General features: G+C 67.7%; 21 protein-coding genes and 1 riboswitch. Of the genes, 9 read left to right on the top strand and 12 right to left on the bottom strand.

What is annotated here, in order from left to right:
- Positions 1-6: 6 nt before the first annotated feature.
- On the bottom strand, positions 7-2,478 hold the full coding sequence (locus KY493_RS01075) for a S9 family peptidase (protein ID WP_219897173.1): 2,472 nt from the start codon (positions 2,476-2,478) through the stop codon (positions 7-9).
- Positions 2,479-2,620: 142 nt separating this feature from the next.
- Between KY493_RS01075 and KY493_RS01070 the strand changes: the two genes are divergently transcribed.
- Entirely contained in the window at positions 2,621-2,803 is a 183-nt protein-coding gene (locus KY493_RS01070) for a hypothetical protein (protein WP_219897172.1), read from the top strand.
- 34 nt (positions 2,804-2,837) lie between these two features.
- On the opposite strand, the gene KY493_RS01065 is transcribed toward KY493_RS01070, so the two are convergent.
- The 7 genes from KY493_RS01065 to KY493_RS01035 all read right to left on the bottom strand — a co-directional run bounded on the left by KY493_RS01065 (position 2,838) and on the right by KY493_RS01035 (position 8,593).
- Positions 2,838-3,683, bottom strand: a complete 846-nt coding sequence (locus KY493_RS01065) for a ribokinase (RefSeq protein ID WP_219897171.1) — start codon at positions 3,681-3,683, stop codon at positions 2,838-2,840.
- Complete coding sequence (locus KY493_RS01060; protein WP_219897170.1) at positions 3,680-4,627, bottom strand: nucleoside hydrolase; 948 nt, start codon at positions 4,625-4,627, stop codon at positions 3,680-3,682. The genes KY493_RS01065 and KY493_RS01060 overlap by 4 nt, the downstream gene beginning before the upstream one ends.
- A 41-nt stretch (positions 4,628-4,668) precedes the next feature.
- Positions 4,669-5,367: an aspartate/glutamate racemase family protein gene (locus KY493_RS01055; RefSeq protein ID WP_219897169.1), complete on the bottom strand. Its 699-nt coding sequence runs from the start codon at positions 5,365-5,367 to the stop codon at positions 4,669-4,671.
- A gap of 11 nt (positions 5,368-5,378) precedes the next feature.
- Positions 5,379-5,588, bottom strand: a complete 210-nt coding sequence (locus KY493_RS01050) for a helix-turn-helix transcriptional regulator (protein ID WP_219897168.1) — start codon at positions 5,586-5,588, stop codon at positions 5,379-5,381.
- Positions 5,581-6,279 (bottom strand): hypothetical protein, encoded by a 699-nt coding sequence (locus KY493_RS01045; protein ID WP_219897167.1) that lies wholly within the window; start codon positions 6,277-6,279, stop codon positions 5,581-5,583. Before KY493_RS01045 ends, KY493_RS01050 begins: the two co-directional genes overlap by 8 nt.
- A 175-nt stretch (positions 6,280-6,454) precedes the next feature.
- Complete coding sequence (locus tag KY493_RS01040) at positions 6,455-7,501, bottom strand: nitronate monooxygenase family protein (protein WP_219897166.1); 1,047 nt, start codon at positions 7,499-7,501, stop codon at positions 6,455-6,457.
- A 93-nt stretch (positions 7,502-7,594) separates the two neighbouring features.
- Positions 7,595-8,593 (bottom strand): D-cysteine desulfhydrase, encoded by a 999-nt coding sequence (locus KY493_RS01035; protein ID WP_219897165.1) that lies wholly within the window; start codon positions 8,591-8,593, stop codon positions 7,595-7,597.
- An 85-nt stretch (positions 8,594-8,678) separates the two neighbouring features.
- On the opposite strand from KY493_RS01035, the gene KY493_RS01030 reads away from it, so the two are divergent.
- From KY493_RS01030 to thiC, 3 genes are all read left to right on the top strand, one after another.
- The gene (locus KY493_RS01030) at positions 8,679-9,500 is read left to right on the top strand and encodes a TIGR02587 family membrane protein (RefSeq protein WP_219897164.1); all 822 of its coding nucleotides are present in this window, start codon (positions 8,679-8,681) and stop codon (positions 9,498-9,500) included.
- A 10-nt stretch (positions 9,501-9,510) separates the two neighbouring features.
- Complete coding sequence (locus tag KY493_RS01025; protein WP_219897163.1) at positions 9,511-9,888, top strand: hypothetical protein; 378 nt, start codon at positions 9,511-9,513, stop codon at positions 9,886-9,888.
- 16 nt (positions 9,889-9,904) lie between these two features.
- Positions 9,905-10,013, top strand: a riboswitch (TPP riboswitch).
- A gap of 54 nt (positions 10,014-10,067) precedes the next feature.
- Positions 10,068-12,095: a phosphomethylpyrimidine synthase ThiC gene (thiC, locus tag KY493_RS01020; protein ID WP_219897162.1), complete on the top strand. Its 2,028-nt coding sequence runs from the start codon at positions 10,068-10,070 to the stop codon at positions 12,093-12,095.
- Here thiC and KY493_RS14595 read toward each other — a convergent pair.
- Together KY493_RS14595 and KY493_RS01010 are read right to left on the bottom strand one after the other, a co-directional pair.
- Entirely contained in the window at positions 12,070-13,200 is a 1,131-nt protein-coding gene (locus KY493_RS14595; RefSeq protein ID WP_219897161.1) for an MBL fold metallo-hydrolase, read from the bottom strand. The two genes, thiC and KY493_RS14595, sit on opposite strands and share 26 nt — an antisense overlap.
- Positions 13,166-13,702, bottom strand: coding sequence for a hypothetical protein (locus KY493_RS01010; RefSeq protein ID WP_219897160.1), 537 nt, complete (start codon positions 13,700-13,702; stop codon positions 13,166-13,168). Before KY493_RS01010 ends, KY493_RS14595 begins: the two co-directional genes overlap by 35 nt.
- Positions 13,703-15,054: 1,352 nt before the next feature.
- Here KY493_RS01010 and KY493_RS01005 point away from each other — a divergent pair.
- Both KY493_RS01005 and KY493_RS01000 read left to right on the top strand, forming a co-directional pair.
- Positions 15,055-15,273 carry a hypothetical protein gene (locus tag KY493_RS01005; RefSeq protein WP_219897159.1) on the top strand — a complete coding sequence of 73 codons (219 nt, stop codon included), beginning with the start codon at positions 15,055-15,057 and terminating at the stop codon, positions 15,271-15,273.
- A 66-nt stretch (positions 15,274-15,339) separates the two neighbouring features.
- Entirely contained in the window at positions 15,340-16,314 is a 975-nt protein-coding gene (locus KY493_RS01000; RefSeq protein WP_219897158.1) for a glycosyltransferase, read from the top strand.
- Here the strand turns inward: KY493_RS01000 and KY493_RS00995 are convergent.
- Entirely contained in the window at positions 16,307-17,176 is an 870-nt protein-coding gene (locus tag KY493_RS00995) for a DUF1206 domain-containing protein (RefSeq protein WP_219897157.1), read from the bottom strand. The two genes, KY493_RS01000 and KY493_RS00995, sit on opposite strands and share 8 nt — an antisense overlap.
- A gap of 134 nt (positions 17,177-17,310) precedes the next feature.
- Between KY493_RS00995 and KY493_RS00990 the strand changes: the two genes are divergently transcribed.
- Positions 17,311-17,556 (top strand): hypothetical protein, encoded by a 246-nt coding sequence (locus KY493_RS00990; RefSeq protein ID WP_219897156.1) that lies wholly within the window; start codon positions 17,311-17,313, stop codon positions 17,554-17,556.
- Here KY493_RS00990 and KY493_RS00985 read toward each other — a convergent pair.
- On the bottom strand, positions 17,544-19,043 hold the full coding sequence (locus tag KY493_RS00985) for a phosphomannomutase/phosphoglucomutase (RefSeq protein WP_219897155.1): 1,500 nt from the start codon (positions 19,041-19,043) through the stop codon (positions 17,544-17,546). The genes KY493_RS00990 and KY493_RS00985 overlap by 13 nt on opposite strands.
- Before the next feature lie 258 nt (positions 19,044-19,301).
- Here KY493_RS00985 and KY493_RS00980 point away from each other — a divergent pair, with 258 nt between their 5' ends.
- Positions 19,302-20,015 carry a 2,3-diphosphoglycerate-dependent phosphoglycerate mutase gene (locus KY493_RS00980; RefSeq protein ID WP_219897154.1) on the top strand — a complete coding sequence of 238 codons (714 nt, stop codon included), beginning with the start codon at positions 19,302-19,304 and terminating at the stop codon, positions 20,013-20,015.
- A complete protein-coding gene (locus KY493_RS00975; RefSeq protein ID WP_219897153.1) occupies positions 20,012-20,644 on the top strand; it encodes a bifunctional diaminohydroxyphosphoribosylaminopyrimidine deaminase/5-amino-6-(5-phosphoribosylamino)uracil reductase RibD in 633 nt (210 codons plus the stop codon). The genes KY493_RS00980 and KY493_RS00975 overlap by 4 nt, the downstream gene beginning before the upstream one ends.
- The last annotated feature ends 14 nt before the right edge of the window (positions 20,645-20,658 follow it).

Below are 20,658 nucleotides of genomic sequence, written 5' to 3'. Positions count from 1 at the left end.
CCATCCTCACTGCGCGGGCGGCGCAGCCGGCGCGGTCTTGACGTACTGGTCCAGCCAGCGGGTCATCTCCCACAGGGTGTGGCCGACCGACTCGCGGGCGCGGTATCCGTGCGCCTCCAGCGGCAGGGTGACATAGCGCGCCGTCGCGCCCAGCCCCTTCAGCGCCGCATAGAACCGCTCGGTCTGCACCGGGAAGGTGCCCGAGTTGTCGTCCGCCTCGCCGTGGATCAGCAGGATCGGCTCGTTCACCCGGTCCGCATAGGTGAAGGGCGCCATCTTCGTATAGACCTCCGTCGCCTCCCAGTAGTTGCGCTGCTCGGCCTGGAAGCCGAACGGCGTCAGGGTGCGGTTGTAGGCGCCCGAGCGTGCGATCCCGGTGCGGAACAGGTCGGTGTGCGCCAGGAGGTTGGCGGTCATGAAGGCGCCGTAGCTGTGCCCGCCGATGGCGATGCGGCCGCGCTCGGCCACGCCCATCTCCACCACCGCATCCACCGCCGCCTGCGCATCCGCCGTCAGTTGCTCGACATAGGTGTCGTTGGGCTCGGCGCCCTCGCGGCCGATGATCGGCATCGAAGGATTGTCCAGGATGGCGTAGCCCTGGGTCAGCAGGAACACGTGGCTGGACCCGCCCGGCCGCACGAACCGGTTCTGCACGTCCACGGTCTGGCCGGCCACCGTCGGATCGGTGAACTCGGCCGGATAGGCCCACATCAGCAGCGGCAGCGGCCCGTCGCGATCCTTGTCATAGCCGGCCGGCAGATACAGCGTGCCCGACAGCTGCACCCCATCCGCCCGCTTGTAGGTGATCAGCCGGCGCGTCGCCTCGGCCAGCTGTGGGGCGGGGTCGGGGAAGTTGGTGATCGGCGTAGTCTGACCGCTCGACAGGTCGCGGATGCGCAGGTTCGGCGGATCCAGACGCGTCTCGCGCTGGGTCACCACGCGCCGGCCGTCGTTGTCCAGAAAGCCGATCACCGCCTCATAGTCGGTGTCCGCCGAGGTCCACAGCCGCTCGCTTTGGCCCGTCGCCACGTCCATGGCGGCCAGGAACGGGAACTCGCCCTGCGGCGTCGCGCCCGGTCCGCTCATCAGGATGCGGCCCTGCCCGTCGAAACGGATCACCGACCGCCCCGCCGCGTTCGGCTGCAGCACCGGCTGGCCCGGATTGTCGTAGCGCGCCTGATAGTTGCGCTCCAGCAGCACCCGACCCTCGCCCGGGTTCGACGGATCGACCACGAAGCGGGTCTCGTGGCGGGTGTTGAACCAGCGGCTATTGACGATGGCCAGGTCGTCGCGGCCCCACTGTATGCCGCCAAAGCGTTCCTTCAGGTCGATCAGCTTGACCGGCTCGCCCGTGAACGGCGCCGCCTGCATCAGCACGCGGTCGCGGAACTCCGCCTCGCGCCGGATGTCGCCGCCGTCCAGCGCCTCGACCCACACCAGGGTCGCCGGCGCATCGGCGCGCCACTGCACCGAGCGCGGGCCGGGCGCCACCGCGTCGAATGCCGTCGGCACGTCGTCACGCAGCGGCAGGTCGGCCACCTGGCGCACCACCTGCCCGTTCAGGTCCGTGACCACGATCTCGGTCGGGAAAAGACCCGCCGGCACCTGATAGCTGTAGGGCCGCTTGGCGATCTCGTGCAGCACATAGCGCCCGTCCGGCGACACCGCCGAGTCCAGATACACCGCCGGCTCGCCGACCGTCCGCGCCGGTCCGTTCAGCGAAACCAGCGTCAGCTGCGAGGTGAAATAGTGGTCGAACAGCGCCTCGTCCGCCGGCGTCTGCAACAGGTCCTGATAGGTCCGCGCGGGCGCCACGCGGCCTGCGGTCTCCTCGACGTTCGGTCCTGTCGGCGTTGCGTTCGCCACCGGCGCCGGTCCGCGGCCCGCCGGAACCGCCTCGACCAGCAGCGCCTGGCTGTCCGGCGTCCACTCATAACCGGCGCCCGCGGCCATATTGACGCGGGCTCCGTCCAGCTTTCGGGCCCGCGCAGAGGCCACGTCCACCACCCAAAGATCCAGCCCGTCGGGCGCGTCCATCACCAGGGCCAGCGACTTGCCGTCCGGCGAGAAGCGCGCGGCGGTAAAGCGCGCGCCTTGCGGCAGGGTCACCACGCGGGGCTGCCCTCCATCCACCGCCTGCAAGCTCAGGCCCGTCAGCCACGACACGCGGCTCTCGGCCGGGCCGTTGTTGCGCGGATTGATCCGCTCGCCCGCCAGCCTCAGCATCGGCTCGGCCAGCGCCGAGATCGCCGGCAGGTTCGACCGGTCCATCAGCACCAGCGTGGCGCGATCCGGCGACAGCATCGACGACGGCGTCGGCCTGGCGTCCAGGATGTCCGCGATCGGCTGCGGCGGCTGCTGATAGGTCAACGCCCCGGCCTGCGGCGTCGCTGCTGTTTGCGCTGTTTGCGCCAGCGCCGTCGTAGCCAGCAACACCGCCGCCAGCGGCAAGCCCGCCCCCATCACCCGCTTCATCATCGTGAACGCCCCCGTTTCATGGAAGTGTTACGACATACACGTCCAACGGCGGGCGCCAAGCCGTGATCGCCCGCCCTGCGCCCCGGCGGAACGCCGCCCGACCTGACGGATTGATCCTTGAGTCCACCGCAAGGAGAGCCCCATGACCGACGTCAATCCCGCCGATCCGAACGCCGCGCTCGAGACCGACAGCGACGACGACATCGACGTCCAGCCGAACCCCGCCTCGGCCCCCTCCCCCGCCCAGACCCCCGAAGGCCCCGCCAGCGGCGGCCAAGGCTCCGCCGGCGCCGGCGGCCCCGGCGGCTTCGGCACGGGCAGTTGATCCTGATCGACGCGGCGGCTTTCGGGTCGCCTCGTCACCCCGCCAGCAGCACCTCCACCTCTGCGCGTTCCGGCAGAGAGGGCTGGGCGCCCGCCCGGGTGGCGGCGACCGCGCCGGCGGCGCAGGCGAAGCGCAGCGCTTGGACCGGCTCCATGCCTTCAAGCAGGGCGACGGTGATTGCGCCGACAAAGGCGTCGCCCGCGCCGGTGGCGTCCATCGCCTCGACAACGGGGGCCGCAGCCCAGGCCATCTCGACGCCGCGCTGGTACATGGCCGCGCCGCGCGCGCCCTTGGTCACCACGACCCGGCCGCCGCCGCGATGCAGGCCCTCGCCATAGAAGGCGGCCTCCGTTTCGTTGACCACGATCAGGTCCGCGCGCCGCAGCAGCCGTTCCGACACGGGCGCGGCGGGCGCGAGGTTGGCGCACACAAAGCCGGTCGCTCGGCCCACCGCCGCCTCCACCGTCTCGATCGGCAGCTCCAGTTGCACGATCAGCGGCCCTTCGATCCGCTGCGGCAGCTGTTCGGGCGTGACCCAATGGTTGGCGCCGGCCGCGACCACGATCTGGTTCTCGCCCTGGGGATCGACCGCGATCAGGGCGACGCCGGTCGGGGCCGCGATGTCCGTCTCCACCCCCGACAGATCGACGCCGATCGCATCCATCAGCCCCAGCGCCTCGCCCGCCATGGCGTCATCGCCGACCCGCCCGATCAGGCAGACCTCGGCCCCCAGCTTCTCCGCCGCCAACGCCTGATTGGCGCCCTTGCCGCCGGGATGCCGCTGCAGCGTCGCCCCAGTCACCGTCTCGCCGGCCCCCGGCAGGTGCGAGGCCCGCGCCACCAGATCGAGATTGATCGAGCCGACGACGGTGATCCTCACTGCGCCGCCTCCGAAGGCTTCAGCGCATCGGCGATCAGATCGAACACCCCGTCCGCATCGACACCGACGGCCCAGCGATGCCGCGCCGTGAGGGGATCGACCCGGAACTCCACCGCCGTATGGCCCCGCGTCAGCTCCGATCCGGTCTCCACCTCGATGCGGCAGGGGCGCAGCTCAAACAGGTCCGGCCGCAGCAGCCAGGCGACCGTGCAGGGGTCGTGCAGCGGCGCCGCCTCCCAACCCACCACCGTCCGCTCCACCGCTTGCGAGAAGCGCAGCATGGCGGCGGCCGTGCGCGCCGGCTCGGTGCGGATCGTCTCGAGGGCCCGGATGCGCGCCTCGGTCGCCCGCACCTGATGCGTCGCGTCCAGCCCCAGGCAGACCACCGCGCAGCCCGATCCGAACACCACCGCCGCCGCGTCGGGATCGGCCCAGATGTTGAACTCGGCCGAGGGGGTGATGTTGCCGCCTTCGCTGCGCGCGCCCCCCATCACCACCACTGTCCCCAGCCGTTCGGCCAGGCGCCGCTCGCGCTTCATGGCCAGCGCCAGATTGGTCATCGGCCCCATCACGGCGACCGATACCGAGCCTGCCGGCCGCTTCATCACCAGGTCGACAATGGCGTTGGCCGCCGGGCCGTCGCCGATGATGCCATGCGGCTCGAACGGCTGGAGGTCGCCCAGCCCCTCCGGCCCATGGAACTCGCCCGCATGCGCCGGCGGACGCTTCAGCGGCCGTTCCGCCCCGCCATAGACCGGCACGTCCTCGCGCCCGGCGATCTGACGGATCATGCGCGCGTTGCGCTGGGTCCTGTGGCCGGGGACGTTGCCGGCGACGGTGGTGATGGCCAGCAACTCCAGTTCGGTCGAGGCGAAGGCCAGCAGCAGGGCCACGGCGTCGTCCACGCCGGGGTCGCAATCGATGATCAGGGGCAAGCGAGACACACCCCTGACTAGTCGCGCCGCCCCCACGGCCGCAAGCGCGATCAGCCCACGGACGACGCTGCGCCCTCCAGGCACGCCTCCACGCACGCCCTCGCCAGCACCTCGGCCGAGTCCGTCAGCGGCAGGTCGACGTCGCCGGCCGCCAGCAGCAGCGGAACCTCCGTGCACCCGGCGATCAGAGCCTCCGCCCCGGCCGCCGCAAGCGCCCGCGCCAGCCGCCGCATCTCGGCCCGCGCCTCCGGACCCCGATCGCCGCGCTTGACCCCATAGACCGCCGCCATGAAGGCCGCCCGATCCTCGCCCGCCAGCAGCACGGCCTCCGCGCCCCGTTCGGCCAGCGCCGCCTGATACAACGCCTCTCCGCCGGGCGTGGCCAGCACGCCGATCCGCCGGGCGCCGCCCCCGATCGTCGCATCGACCGCCGCATCGGCCGTCGCCGCGATCATGTCGATGAACGGCAGTCCTGCGGCGCGGATGCCCGCGCCTTGCGCGTGGGCGGTATTGCACGGCATGGCCAGCACCTGGGCCCCCGCCGTCTTCAGACCGCTCGCCATCTCGCCCAGCACGGCCTCGGCCTCGCCCGGCCGGGTGTTGCGGTCCGGAACCTGGGGGTTCAGGTCCATCACCACGCGAATGTGGTCCGCATCGCCCCCCGCCGGCGTCAGCGCCTGCACGCGCTGGAGAAACGCCACCGTCGCCGCCGGCCCCATGCCGCCGATCACCCCCAGAACCCTGCTCATCGCGCGCCTCCTCAGCCCTTCAGGTAGAACAGTTCTTCCACCGTGGTCTCAAGCGCCCGCGCCAGATCCAGCGCCACGATGGTGGACGGGACGAAGACGCCGTTCTCGACGGTGTTGATGGTCTTGCGCGACACGCCGGCCTTTTCCGCCAGACCGGCCTGGGTCAGGGCGGCGGCCGTGCGCACCTCTTTCAGGCGCGAGCCCAGACGGGGATCACCCATTTCGCTCGGCCTCCCGGTCCAGCCAGGCGAACCGCAGCCCGGCCGTCGCGCCCCCGATCGCCAGCACATAGGGCAGGGCCGCAACGCCCACGGCGGGCCGCCACATGCCCAGCACCATGGCGACCGTGACCCCCGCCATCAGCACGGCGAACGCCAGCATCATCGCCTGCGCCCGCATGGCCTGGGTCAGCTCGTCGTCCAGAAAACGCCGGTGCTGGCGCGTGTTCCAGTCCCAGCCCATGACGATGGCGGGCACCAGCCAGCCATAGATCACCGGCAGCGAGACCTGCAGATAGGCGCCCAGATCGCCCTGGCCCGCCAGCACCGCCTGCATGCCCCGATGGGACTGCATCATGAAGGCCAGCATCACAAAGGGAAAGATCACCAACTGCTGGGTCCGGGCGCGCTGAAGCCGGTCGCGCCGCGTCTCCTGTCCGTCCGTCGGCGGCACCAGCGGCCGCCCCGGCCGCGCGCACCAGGCGAGCGCCGCCCCGCCCAACAGCGCGACCAGACCCAGACCCACCGCCGCCCCCGCCGCCGTGGCGACATCGCCCTCTCCGCCCGTCCTCAGCCCCACGACCGCCCCGCCCACGACCGCCGCGCCGCTGACGGCGACGAGGCCCAGCCCCCACCGGAACCGCGTCCCGCGCTCCCTCGCCAACCCCTCGACCGTCCTGTTGTCATCCGTCATCAACCGTCCTCCCATGCCGTAACCTACGGGTTACATATCACCTATGGGTGACACGACGTCAAGCGGAGAAGTTTGTCTGTTTCAGCGCATCAGGCGGCCGTGATGATCGAACTGCGTCAGGCTATCGTTGCTCGAACCCGACGTCGCTGATGTCAGCCATGGGTGGGAAGCGGACCTAGGCTGCGAGTTCGTCTGCTAGTGTCCGGACAAGATCAGCAGCACCCATAGGTCGCGATAATGGCGCGCCCTGTCCTGCCCATTGCGCGCCGAAGCCGCTTTCGCCCGTCGCCTTGGCGGCTGTGTTGACGGCCTTTCCAGCGTCGTAGGCGACCGGGTAGTCGGGCGGCATCCGGGTGGCGCGCCCGGCCCAGGTGGTGAAACGGTTCCGCAGACAGCGGGCGGGCCGGCCGGATATCGCATCCGTCATCACGGTGTTGAACGCTGCGTCGCTATTGAGGGCCGCACGATACGCTTCATCCGCCGCGCTCTCCGGGCAGGCGATGAAGGCGGTTCCAAGCTGGGCTGCGACAGCTCCAAGGGTCAAAACCGCACTGACGCCTTGACCATCCATGATCCCGCCGGCGGCGACGACAGGCAGTCCGGCCTGCGCCACAAGAAGCCGCGTCAGGGCTACGGTTCCAAGTTGAGCATCGTCGCCGGCGGGGTCGAAAATCCCCCTGTGCCCTCCGGCTTCGAAGCCCTGAGCCACGACGGCGTCCATTCCGGCCCTCCTCGCCGCCGAGGCTTCATCAAGACTGGTAGCGGTGGCGATCAGGACGCACCCTGCCTGTCGCAGGGCCGTCACCCTCGCCTGGTCCGGCAAGCCGAAGTGAAAGCTGATAACTGGAGGCGCCCGCTTGATCAGCAGGCGCAGCATCTCATCATCGTCGGCGAAACTCTGATAGATCGTCGCGAGGGAGGATGGGGGTTGGGCGCCAAACTCCCGGAACACCGGTTCTAGGGCGCTTAGCCAAGACGCCTCGCGCTCGGCATCGCGGATCGGCGCACTGTGGACGAAGACATTGACGTTGAACGCCGCGTCGGTGAGCCGTCTGACGTCATCGATCATCCGAGCCGCGCCGGAGGCGTTTGTCGCGCCGACGCCGATCGAGCCTAGCGCCCCCGCATTGGAGACAGCGGCCGCCAGCTGGGGTGTGGACACTCCAGCCATGGGAGCCTGAACGATGGGCAGGCGAAGCGCGAGCTTATCGAGCAAGGTCATGCGTCGGATTTGGCAGCCAGCCTCTATGTCCGCAATGGGTCGAAAGCCGACGGGGGGCGTCACGCCCTCGAGCGGACCTTGTGCCCCCTCTTCCTACAACCCCGCCCCGATCTCGCTCTCGTATCCGAACAGCCCCTGCGCGCCGCCGGTGTGCAGGAAGACCACGGTCTCGCCCGCGAACCGCCCCTGCTTCGACAGGGCGATCAGGCCCTTCATCGCCTTGCCGGAATAGACGGGGTCCAGCACGACGCCATCGGTGCGGGCGGCCAGGGTCAGGGCGTCGATCACGCCCTGGTCGACCCGGCCGTAGCCCTCGCCCACATAGTCGCAATCGGCGACCACCGCCTCGCGCGCGACCTGTCCCGGCCGGCCCAAGAGGGCGGCGGTCTCTTCGGCCAGCTTGAAGACGTTGGCTTCCTGCTTCTCCTTTGGCGCGCGCACGCCGATGCCCAGCACAGGAATGTCGGCGCCGATCACCTGGAGGCCCGCCACCAGCCCGGCATGGGTGCCAGCGCTGCCGGTCGCGGTGACGATGCGGTCGATGCGCAGGTCCAGATCGTCCGCCTGCACCACCAGCTCGCGCGCGCAGTCGGCGTATCCAAGGGCGCCGATCGCATTGGAGCCGCCGCCCGGAATGACATAGGGACGCGCGCCCCGCGCCCTCGCCTCGGCCGCCGTTGTCTCCAGCTCCGCGACCATGTCGGTCCCGCCCGGCACGGTGCGCAGCTTGGCGCCGAACAGCTTGTCCAGCAGCACATTGCCGTTGCCGACATAGTCCGGCGCCTTTGAGCCGGTCCGCTCTTCCAGGATGATCTCGCAGGCCAGGCCGTGCGCGGCGGCGGCGGCCGCGGTCTGGCGCACATGGTTCGACTGCACCGCCCCTTGCGTCATCAGCGTATCGGCGTCCTCGGCCAAGGCCGCGCCCAAGAGGAACTCAAGCTTGCGCGTCTTGTTGCCCCCGCCGGCCAGGCCGGTGCAGTCGTCGCGCTTGATCCACAGATCGACGCCCAGCGCCTCCCCAAGGCGCGGCAGCGGCTCCAGCGGCGTCGGCAGGTGCGCCAGGCGGATGCGGGGAAAGCGGGCGAGATGCATGGAATGACGCTCCGTTCGGGGATCGCCCCTTCCTACCCCGCGCGGCGCCATGCAGCCAATCGCCTGATCAAAGCGTTGCCGTTCCATGAGCAGCCTGGTGATCGATGCAGGGCGAGAGCGCCGCTACCTCCGCGATCTCGGACGCGCGTTCGGCGGGGCCCTGCTGTTCAACATCCCGCTCCTGATGACCATGGAGATGTGGCAGGCCGGGATCTACATGGACCGGCTGCGGCTGCTGGCCTTTTTCGCCGCCGCCCTGCCGGTGCTGTACGGCCTGTCCTACTACGCCGGATTTTCAAAGGGGCGGGGGCTCAGGAACGACGTGCTGGACGCGCTGGTCGCGCTGGCGGTGGGCTTTGCGGTCGCCTCGTGCCTGCTTCTGCTGTTCGGGGTGCTGGAGGTGAACGCATCCCCGCTCGACAATGTCGGCATGGTGGCGCTGCAGGCCGTACCAGGCGCCATCGGGGCGCTGGTCGCGCGCCGGCAGATGAACGGCGGCGACGATAAGGAGGACGAGGGGCGGGTCTCCTACTGGGGCGAGCTGTTCCTGATGGGCGCCGGCGCCCTGTTCTTCGCCATGAACGTCGCCCCGACCGAAGAGATGATCCTGATCGCCTACAAGTGCACGCCGTGGCACGAACTGGGGCTGATCGTCGTCTCGGTGCTGCTGCTGCACGTCATTGTCTATTCGGCGGGCTTTGCGGGACAGGAGGATCAGGGCCGGCCGGTGACGGCCTTTTTCCGCTTCACCCTGCCGGGCTATGCGATCGCGATCGGGGTCAGCCTGTTCGTGCTGTGGGTGTTCGGCCGCTCGGACGGGCATGCGGCGGCGCGGGCCATGGCGACGGCCATCGTGCTGGGCTTTCCGGCCTCGATCGGGGCCGCCGCCGCCCGGCTTCTGGTCTAGGAGGACGCCCATGGCCCGCAAGCCCGTTCCCGACCCCTCGCCGCTGACCCAGTGGATTGTCGCGGGCATCGGCCTGGTCGTCACCCTGGGCGCCATCGGCCTGATGGTGTTCGAGCTGTTCCAGCAGCAGCGCCCGCCGACGATGATCCCGCGCATCGTCGAGGTCGAGGCCACCCCCACCGGCTATGTCGCCGAGGTCGAGGTGCGCAACGACGGCTCCGACACCGCCGCCGCCGTCGAGCTGGAGGGCGTGCAGGGTCAGGCGACCGCATCCGCCACCCTGGACTATGTCCCCGGCCGAGGCTCGGCCACGGCCTTTCTGCGCTTCCCCGCCGACCCCCGCGCCCGGCCGCCGGCCCTGTCGATCAAGGGCTGGTCGGCGCCCTGACCCTGCGATATGGTCTCCCTGTTCTCCGGGGGGCGGCATGTGAGCCGCTGAGATTGGCGTAGTCGCCTGACCCGTCGAACCTGATCCGGGTCATGCCGGCGAAGGGATGAGACACGCGGACCCCACGCCCGGGGTCCCGCTCGCCGTCGTCGGCGGACCTCTTTGAAACAGAGGCCGCCATGAACATCCACGTCCCCGCCGCTCCCGAAGAGCCCCAGTCTGATCTCGCCCTCGCCGACGCTCGCCGCGCGGTGGAGGCCGAGACCGGCCGCATCCCCACCGGCCCCCGCGCCGGCGGAAACAAGGTCTATGTGGCGGGCCACCTGTTCCCCGACCTGCGCGTTCCCTTCCGCGAGGTGCATGTCCACCCGAGCGCCAACGAGCCGCCGGTGACGATGTATGACGCCTCCGGCCCCTACACCGACCCCCACGCTAACATCGACATCAAGACGGGCCTGCCCCCCGTTCGCGGCCGCTGGCAGCAGGAGCGCGGCGACATCGCCCCGGTCGCCCACCCGCGCGAGGTCAAGCCCGAGGACAACGGCCACGCCTCGGGCCGTCACCTCGCGCCCCGCTTCGACACCTCGCGCCACCGCGTGTTCAAGGGCGTCCCCGGCCGCCCGGTGACCCAGTTCGAATACGCCCGCGCCGGGATCATCACGCCCGAGATGGAGTTCGTCGCCATCCGCGAAAACATGAGGCGCGCCGCGCCGGGCATGGGGGATGGGGCGTGGGGTGTGGGCGATGCCCGGCGCGTCACCCTCGCCGACGGCTCGACCGTCTCCCTCCCCAACACCCCACACCCCACACCCCACACCCTCCCGCGCGACGGCGAGAGCTTCGGCGCCGCCATCCCCGACTACGTCACCCCCGAATTCGTCCGCGATGAAATCGCCCGCGGCCGCGCCATCATCCCCGCCAACATCAACCACCCCGAGGTCGAGCCGATGATCATCGGCCGCAACTTCCTGGTGAAGATCAACGCCAACATCGGCAACTCGGCGGTCCTGTCGACGGTGGACGACGAGGTGGACAAGCTGGTCTGGGCCACCCGCTGGGGCGCCGACAACGTCATGGACCTGTCGACGGGTCGGAACATCCACAACATCCGCGACTGGATCGTGCGCAACTCGCCCGTCCCCATCGGCACGGTGCCCATCTATCAGGCGCTGGAAAAGGTCGGCGGCGTGGCCGAGGACCTGACGTGGGAGGTGTTCGCCGACACCCTGGTCGAACAGGCCGAGCAGGGCGTGGACTATTTCACCATCCACGCCGGCGTGCGCCTGCCGTTCGTGCCTCTGACGGCCAATCGCGTCACCGGCATCGTGTCGCGCGGCGGATCGATCATGGCCAAGTGGTGCCTGGCCCACCACCGCGAGAGCTTCCTGTACGAGCATTTCGCCGACATCTGCGACATCATGCGCGCCTATGATGTGTCGTTCTCACTGGGCGACGGCCTGCGCCCCGGCTCCATCGCCGACGCCAATGACGAGGCCCAGTTCGCCGAGCTGCGCACCTTGGGCGAGCTGACCAAGATCGCCTGGGACAAGGGCTGCCAGGTGATGATCGAGGGCCCCGGCCACGTGCCGATGCACAAGATCAAGCAGAACATGGACGAGCAGCTGAAGCACTGCCACGAGGCGCCCTTCTATACGCTTGGCCCGCTGACCACCGACATCGCGCCGGGCTACGACCACATCACCTCCGCGATCGGCGCGGCCATGATCGGCTGGTTCGGCACGGCCATGCTCTGCTACGTCACGCCCAAGGAGCATCTGGGCCTGCCCGACCGCCAGGACGTCAAGGACGGCGTCATCACCTACAAGATCGCCGCCCACGCCGCCGACCTGGCCAAGGGCCACCCCGCCGCCCGCCTGCACGATGACGCCCTCAGCCGCGCCCGGTTCGAATTCCGCTGGGAGGATCAGTTCAACCTGGGTCTGGACCCCGAGACCGCGCGCAAGTTCCACGACGCCACCCTGCCCAAGGAGGCCCACAAGACCGCCCACTTCTGCTCCATGTGCGGCCCGAAATTCTGCTCCATGAAGATCAGCCAGGACATCCGCGACGCCGCGCGCGGCCAGAACGACGCGGGCGCCAGCCTGATCGATGCGGAAGCGGGCATGCGCGAAATGTCGGAGAAGTTCCGCGCCGGGGGAGGCGTGGTGGAGGTGAAGGTTGCTAATCCCGAGCTACGAACTGACTGAGGTGCACGGCACCTCCGAAGTTGGTCACGTTCCACTTCGCATCACTAATCCGTTTTCTGAGGCGAATAACTCCGACTTCTCGGGGCAAGGACTGAGCTCTTATGCCACTAGATTCTAATGACTTCTCGACGTAGGAACTCACGCCCCGATACTTTCGGAATGGAGACTGTGTCGTGATGTAGGCGTGGGAGGTGAGAGCCTGAATCCGATCTGCATCAGCCTTTTTCGGCACTCCTCTTCCTCGATTGTAGGGTGCCAAGATGCAAACGGGTTCTTCGTTCAGCATTTCCGACCAGACACTGTCATGATGTGCATTCTCTGATCCGTGATGGGGGATTTTAAAGACAGACGCTCGAGGATCAGAGTTCAAACGAGCAGTTAGCACGGCCTGCCACCCTCGCTCCGGGCGTCCACCGACCTCTAGGTCTGCCCCAAGCAAGACGTTCTCATCGCCCATGGAGAGGATGCAAGCAGTAGATATGTCGTTGGGGTTCTTCGGCATTAGGCGACCAACTAGCGGGCTTCCGATGTGAGGTGCCGAAATGGCTGCTAAAAAATCCTCGACGTCAGCGGCGCTTGGCGAGACGGCCGTCAGACAGATTTGATGACCGAAGGACGAGCGCTCGCGGAAGATTTGCATGGATGCCTGAGCTCGTATCGGTGCCGGGCGTGCTTGAGATTTACGAACTGCAGCTAGGTCGCTCATCTCAGTCAGGCCTGAGGAGAGCTGCCCCATATCCTTTCCTACCGCTATGCTGGCGAACGCGCGAAATTCTTGGGTTGTCATTGCAAGCGGCAAGACGAGATCTGCGTTGGTGGCAACGCTATAAACTTGAGCCAAGCCGGCGACGTGATCGTCGTGCCAGTGGGTAGCCATCACGACCCGTATTGCCTCCGGCCCTACGCCCATTTGCGTCAGGTAAGCTAAGGGGGCAGCGTCACGGTTCTCGTATTTAAGGCTATCAATTACAATCCAAGTGCCATCTAGGGCGTGGATTACGACAGACTCTCCGTGGCCGCGACCTAGTAGGGCAACCTCGATTTCATCTGCATCAGGTGGCGTATTGATCTTAGTCAGCGAACAGATCCGCAAGCGCGCTAGCACGTCCGGGGTTCGTGCGAAGCCGTGCAGCCCGACGGAAGTACACCTTCGAACCCTGCATCACCTGTTTCCGACGCACCAACTTACCTGTCGAAAAACGAAACACTGAACCTACATCAACATACCGAGCCGAGTCCCCATCTACAAACTCCATCGGTATCTCGACTACCTCTTCGTTCTGGGGATCAGATCTCCCCACAGGATACATGATGCCTCGAAGCTTATCTTCATAAACAGCAATGACGTAGCCGTCCCACTCCTGGCTACTAATAAACTGCTCTTGGGCGTCCTTAATCTGAAGCGGCTCAGGTAAGTCTATCCCAGGATCACTGCTAGTCTCTGTGTTCACGATTTCCGCGACCGCACGGCCAGACCTAGCTAGAGCGTCCTCGTGCCGGAATTTGAACAGGTTAGCTTGGCGGTCAACAGCCGATTTCAGCTCGAACGGCCTACTCACGTCTGTTCGCTCGATGTCGGCATTGAGCCGCAATGCGGTTGCGCTCATTTGGTCAGCCCCTCGGCGAAATTCATAAGGCCAGATATAATCGCCTTCGACTCGGCAATGGAAGCGTCGAACCGCCCACCCAGCCAATCCATTGCTACCACCGCGTCAGGCTCCTCGATCTCGAAGTGATCGTTAACCATGACGTGAACACCAACTTTGAATCAAGTAGGTCGGTGCGCAGCGAAGGCTCTACATGCACACGGCGGTGACCAATCAGGCGATCTCCGGGACGAGATTCTTCCATTATTAGAGTTCGCAGGCCGCCCCGGCGTTCCGGATCATCTGTTTCTAGCTGAAGACCCCACTCGCCCCACGGCTCCAAGGGTGCCAATGCTCGGCCTAACGTATGACGTTGGTTAGCGTTCTCGAGAGCGAAGTGGACCGAGTAATTTATGCCTACCTGCGCGATCGGCGTGTGCGAGAGGAGGTTTGCAAAAACCCCCAGAACGAGATCAAGCGCCTGAACGAAAGGTTCATCCCTAGTAAGAATCTGAAACCGCTGAGGCTCCACACGGAGCGTCATGCTCTTGATGCGAAATTCAGTTAGCTCATTATGAACCAAAGATAGTTGAACTTCTTCGAAGTCTTGACCCGAGATCAAATCGTTCTTTAGTAACCATGCCGGTTGAAATATAGCAGGATTGAAACTCCCGAGTAATACTATGCCGGACTCTTGAACTATTGGAGGATAGCGCACGGTGATGCTCCGTCGAGCGGCAGGGTTGCGCTTCGCAGAAGCGCGTGTTTGCTCTTTGCAACAATCAAGCCGCTCATGCAAAGCGCAACCGAGATGGAGCCTTAGAAGATGGCCCGAGCCCTATGCAGCCTCTCGGTAGGCATGGCCGCGCATCTCTCCTATTCACCGCCCACTAACCCCCGCCGCATCAAACCCTTGCACCTTTCCCGCCGCGACTTGCCAGCCGCAGCTGAAATCCGCGCCATCATGCCCCCGGTCCCGTCGCATGGGAGGGCTCGTCTTGGCCTGCGACCTTGCGAGCGGCGGGAGCGGAGGAAACGGGAGGCCGTGGGGGTGAAACCTCGCGGCGCCGGCGTCGGGGATCGCCCCGGCGTTGGAGGATCGAGGGGGATACTCGGTCGCACCGGGGACGGGATCGCCAGGCCCGCCCGCCCGTCGCAGGCTTATGGGGTTAGGCGATAAGACCGCCACCATCCCACGCCCCGAGCTTGCAGCCACAATCCTTCGTGCGGGGCGTCAGCTTTCGTCGAAACGGTAAACCAACTCACACAGACCGGGCGAAGGCCCGGCGCCCCGCCCGCCCTCCCGCCGTTCAACCGCGCGCCCCCAACGCACGCGGCGCCCGCGCCTGCCCGCCCCTCGCCGGAGAGCCCCCATGGCCAAGCCGAAACCCGCCCGTCCGCGTCCGCCCGCGCCCGAACCCCATATCGACTCGCGCACCGGCCTGCCGATGACGCACGAGCGCGAGGAGGAGATGCGGCGCGAACTGTCAGAGCGTTACGACCAGCTTGAGATCTTCCTGGCGCAAAAGAGGGCCGACGCGGAGGAGCGCGCCCGCATCCGCCGGATGCAGGAGGCGGCCGCGCCCGACTGATCAACCGCGCGCAGGCGGCAAAGCTGTGCCAAAAGGCGGGACGGACACGGTTTCGAAGCGCCCGCCATGCACATCCTGATCGCCCATGAATCGCCGATCCCCGTCACCGCCTATGGCGGCACCGAGCGGGTGATCTGGGACCTGGCGTGCGGGCTTGTGGCGCGCGGCCACCGGGTGACCTTTCTGGTCCCCGACGGCTCCGCCTGCCCCTTCGCCGCCGTGCAGCCGATCCGCCCGGGCGTGCCCTGGCGCGAGCAGGTGGGCCGTGACATCGACATCGCCCACTTCCAGTTCAAGCCGGACGAGGAGCTGGACGTCCCCCTGATCGTCACCGAGCACGGCAACTGCCAGCCGCCCTCGCCCTTTCCGCTGAACACGGTCTTCGTCTCGGCCGACCACGCGCGCCGCCACGGCGCCGAATGCTTCGTCCACAACGGCCTGGACTGGACCTCCTACGCCCCCGTCGACTGGGACCGGCCGCGCGCCGGCTATCACTTCCTCGGCAAGGGCGAGTGGCGGCTGAAGAACCTGCGCGGCGCGATCCGCGTGGCCGAGCGTGCGGGCGAGCGCATCGAGGTCCTGGGCGGCGTCCGCTTCAACGTTCGGCGGGGCCTGCGCTTCACCCTGTACCCCCGCGCGCGCTTTCACGGCATGGTCGGCGGCCAGAGGAAGTTCGACGTGCTGAACGGCTCGCGCGGCCTGATCTTCCCCGTGCGCTGGAACGAGCCGTTCGGCATGGCGGTGATCGAGAGCCTGTATTTCGGCTGCCCCGTCTTCGCCACGCCCTACGGCGCCCTGCCCGAGATCGTGGAGCCCGAGCACGGCGTCCTCTCCGCCGACGCCCGCCTCCTGGCCGATGCGGTACGCGCCAACCGTTTCGACCCCCGCGCCTGCCACGCCCGCGCCGTGGACGTCTTCAACGCCGACCGCATGACGGACAGCTATCTCCAGCTCTACGACCGCGTGCTCTCGGGCGAGAGCCTGAACCCGCGCCCGCCGATGCTCCTCGACCTCGACCGCAACCTGCCCTGGGCTAGTTGAGCGGGTTCAGGTCGCGCGGCGGCCGGATCCTGCGCCAGCGCGCCTCCACGAACGCAAAGGCTCCGAACGCCATCAGCCCCACCGCCGTCAGCCCCAGCATCCAAGACCCGCCCGGCTGGCTCTCCAGCGCATCCAGCGCGCCGGAGAAGTCCGTCACCTCCCGCGCCCTGGCGTGCAACCCGGCCAGGATCACGAACACCGCCAGCGGCAGATAGGCGAACCCCCGCGCCGCATAGCCCGCCCTCGCCAGCGGCGTGACCCGCCGGCACACCTGCGGTGAACAGCTCAACTCCTCCGCGAAATCCTCGCGGAAGGCCCTGACGATATTGCCGATCCCGACGCCGAGGATGACCACGCCCACGCCGATCAGCAGCAGCTCGCCGAACGGCAGCGCCAGCACCTCGGCCGCCTTCTGCTGGTTCTCGGCCACGTCGGCCGAGCCCCGTTCGCCAGTCCCAGACTCGTCCAGATACTCGAACACCGTGGAGGCCAGCAGGCCATAGAACAGCGCGCTCAGGCCCTGCCCCACCCGCGTCGCCCAGCCCTTCAGGTCCGAGCCCTCGTTGTCCGCATCGAACACCGCCTGCACGATCCGCCACAGCACGAACGCCCACAGGCCGTAGCCCAGCAGCATCAGCCACACCCGCCCGAACGGCTGCTCGGCGAGCCACCCCGCCGCGCCGGACGAGCCGACCGCTCCACCGATCCGATCCGTCGCCGCCAGCAGCGTCAGCGCCCCCGCCGACAGATAAACAAAGCCTCGCGCCCCGTATCCGACCCGCGCCAGCGCCGTCAGGGCGAGCTGGTGCGGCCTCGCTCCGCCGTTTCGCGCGGATCGCAGCCGTTCGGCAATGGCGGACATGGGCGCTCCCCTCGATGCAGCCGACTGCAACGCTTGCACAGGCGAAACGCTCCGGCGATCACGCCATCCCTGTCAAAGACTTGGACATTTTCGCGTATCGCGCGTATTCATGAAGATGAACGCGGGGTTCCGTCATGCGTGTCTACGAGTTCATCTTCTTCGACGCGGAGGGGCGTCGACCGGTCATGGACATCTCCGAATGTCCGGACGACCGTCAGGCGGCGCAGGTCGCCTTTGCGCAGCTCGACGACCATGCCTCATGCCGTGGCGTTGAAATCTATGAAGGCCAGCGACTGGTCGGCCGGGTCGAGCGGCCCGACGATCGCAAGCGCCCGCCCGCGACCGCCTGGCCCGACTCCGTCCGACCTCAGATTTCCTGATTATAGGCGCCGATCTCGGGATAGGCGGCCAGTCGCGGCTTGACCTCCTTGCGGAACAGGTCGCGCATGTCGTCTTCCGACCGCATGCTCTCGACCACCACCACCAGCTCCGGCTTGTTGGACGAGGCCCGGACCAGCACCCATGAGCCGTCCTCCAGGTGCACGCGCACGCCGTTGACGGTGATGGCCTCGACGATCTTGCGGCCCAGGATCTCGCCGCCCTGATCGGCCAGGTCCGAATACTCCTTCACGATGCGCTCCAGCACCTCGTACTTGGTCTCGTCGTCGCAGTGCGGGCTCATGGTCAGCGAGGTCCAGGCGTCCGGCAGGGCGGCCTTCAGCTCGCTGAGCTTCTTGTCGGGATTGCGGTCCAGCATGGCCAGCACGGCCGAGGCCGCGACCAGGCCGTCATCGTAGCCATGACCCAGCGGCCCGGCCATGAAGAAGTGGCCCGACTTCTCGAACCCGGCCAGGGCGCCGATCTCGGCGGTCTTGCGCTTGATGTAGCTGTGGCCCGTTTTCCAGTAGACGGTGTTGGCGCCATTGGCCTTCAGCACCTCGTCGGTCTTGTACAGGCCCGTCGATTTCACATCGACGACGAAGGTCGAGTTGGGATGAATCTTGGACAGGTCGCGCGCCAGCATCAGGCCGATCTTGTCGGCGAAGATCTCCTCGCCCGTATCGTCCACCACGCCGCAGCGATCGCCGTCGCCGTCGAAGCCGAGCGCCAGGTCCGCGCCCGTCTCCCTGACCTTTTCCGCCATCTGCATCAGCATGGCGTGGTCTTCGGGGTTCGGATTGTATTTGGGGAAGGTGAAGTCGAGGTCGGTGTCCATCTCGATCACCTCCACACCCATGCGGCGCAGGGCCTCGGGCGCAAAGGCGCCGGCGGTGCCGTTGCCGCAGGCGGCCACGACCTTGAGCGGGCGGCTGACCTTCACCTTGGACGCGACGTCGGCGATGTACTTCTCGCGGAAGTCCTCGACCCGCACCAGCTTGCCGCCCTCGCGCTCGACGCCCTCGCCGTTCAGCACGATCTCCTTCAGCCGGCCGATCTCCTCGGGGCCAAAGGTCAGCGGCGGATTGGCGCCCATCTTGACCCCGGTCCAGCCGTTCTCGTTGTGGCTGGCGGTGACCATGGCGACGCAGGGCGCTTTCAGCTCGAACTGGCCGAAATAGGCCATGGGCGACAGGGCCAGACCCACGTCCAGCACCTCCATGCCGCCCTGCATCAGGCCGATGATCAGCGCCTGCTTGACCGACAGGCTGTAGCCGCGGAAGTCGTGGCCGGTGACGATGCGGGGCTCGACCCCGATCTCGTGCACATAGGTGGCCAGGCCAAGACCCAGCGCCTGGATGCCTAGGAGATTGATCTCCTTTTCCAGGATCCAGCGCGCGTCGTATTCGCGGAACCCCGTGGGCTTGACCAGGGCTTCGGTCTCATAGGCGGCCGTGTTCGGCTTCAGATCCTGGCGGGGCTTCAACATGGCGGTCCTTGCAGGCAAGACGGATAAGGGCATCAGGGCCAGACGATGGCCAACACGACCAGCAGCACCGCCGCCGACACCATGAGCGGGAAGAACAGCCGGTCCGACATAAGCTTGGCTATAGCGAGCCCCCGATGAAGCCTCAACAACGCGGAAGCGTGGCGATGGATGCGGCGGCTGCGCGCTTCGCGGCGAAAACTTGACCGTCCATCCTTGCGGGCCTACCCCAAACGACCCGTTCGCCGTCACGGAACCGCCATGTCCCGCCTGATCCTTCTTCGCCACGGCCAGAGCCAGTGGAACCTCGAGAACCGCTTCACCGGCTGGGTCGACGTGGATCTGACCGCCGAGGGCGAGGCTCAGGCGAAGCGCGGTGGCGAGCTGATCGCCGAAGCCGGCTTCAAGCCCGCGGTGATGTTCACCTCGGTTCTGACGCGGGCGCAGCGGACCGGACAGATCGCGCTTGAGGCGGCGAACCTGTTGGACACGCCGGCGATCGCCGACTGGCGGCTGAACGAGCGTCACTACGGCGACCTCACCGGCCTCAACAAGGCCGAGACGGCGGAAAAGCACGGCGAGGAGCAGGTCAAGATCTGGCGGCGCAGCTATGACACGCCGCCGCCTCCGCTCGCGCCCGGCGGCGAGTACGATTTCGCGGCCGATCCCCGCTACGCCGGCCAGACCATTCCGGACACCGAGAGCCTGAAGACCACTCTGGACCGGGTCCAGCCCTACTGGGACGCCGAGATCGCGCCGCGCCTGAACGCCGGCGAGGACGTGCTGATCGCCGCCCACGGCAACTCGCTGAGGGCCATCGTCAAGCTGCTGTTCGCCGTTCCGGACGACCGGATCGTGGGCGTGGAGATCCCGACCGGCAATCCGCTGGAGATCGACCTCGACGCCGACCTGAAACCCACCGCCGTCCGCTACCTCGACCAGGGCCGGGCCGAAGCCCTGCCGCCTCTGCAATGAACGCCTTGGACGACGATCGCGCCTTTATGGCCCGGGCCATAGAGCTGGCGACCGCCCGCATGGGCGAGACCTGGCCCAATCCGGCAGTGGGCTGCGTGATCGTCAAGGACGGCCGCGTGCTGGCCGAGGCCGCGACCGCGCCGGGCGGCCGCCCGCATGCGGAAGAACAGGCCGTGCCCGCCGCTGGGCCCGAGGTTCAGGGCGCCACCGCCTATGTGACGCTTGAGCCCTGCGGCGCGCGCTCGTCCGGCCGCAAGTCGTGCGCCCACTTCCTGGCCGAGGCCGGCGTCTCGCGCGTGGTCATCGCCTGCCTGGACCCGTCGCCTTTCGCCTCGGGACGCGGCACCGAGCGCTTGCGCGCCAAGGGGCTGCAGGTCGAGACCGGCCTGATGTGCGAAGACGGCGAGACCCTGTGCGAGGGTTTCCTGCACCGTCTGGAGACCGGTCGCCCGATGGTGCGGATCAGCCGGGACGGCGCCGGTTTCGATGGACGCTTCGCCACGTCGCCCAAGGCCGACCTCGTCACCGAACTGAAGCGGCTGGGCGAGGCGGGCTACACCCGGCTGTGGACCTCGCCGGGCGAACTGGCGGACGCCTTGCGCGAACAAGGGCTGCTGACGGAATCTTAAATGAGGGCCTCTAG

The sequence above is a fragment of the Brevundimonas sp. PAMC22021 genome, assembly GCF_019443405.1.
In the GTDB taxonomy this organism is placed as follows: Bacteria; Pseudomonadota; Alphaproteobacteria; order Caulobacterales; family Caulobacteraceae; genus Brevundimonas.
Note: the sequence above shows the minus strand (reverse complement) of the source record. Positions and strands in the feature narration are given on the sequence as shown.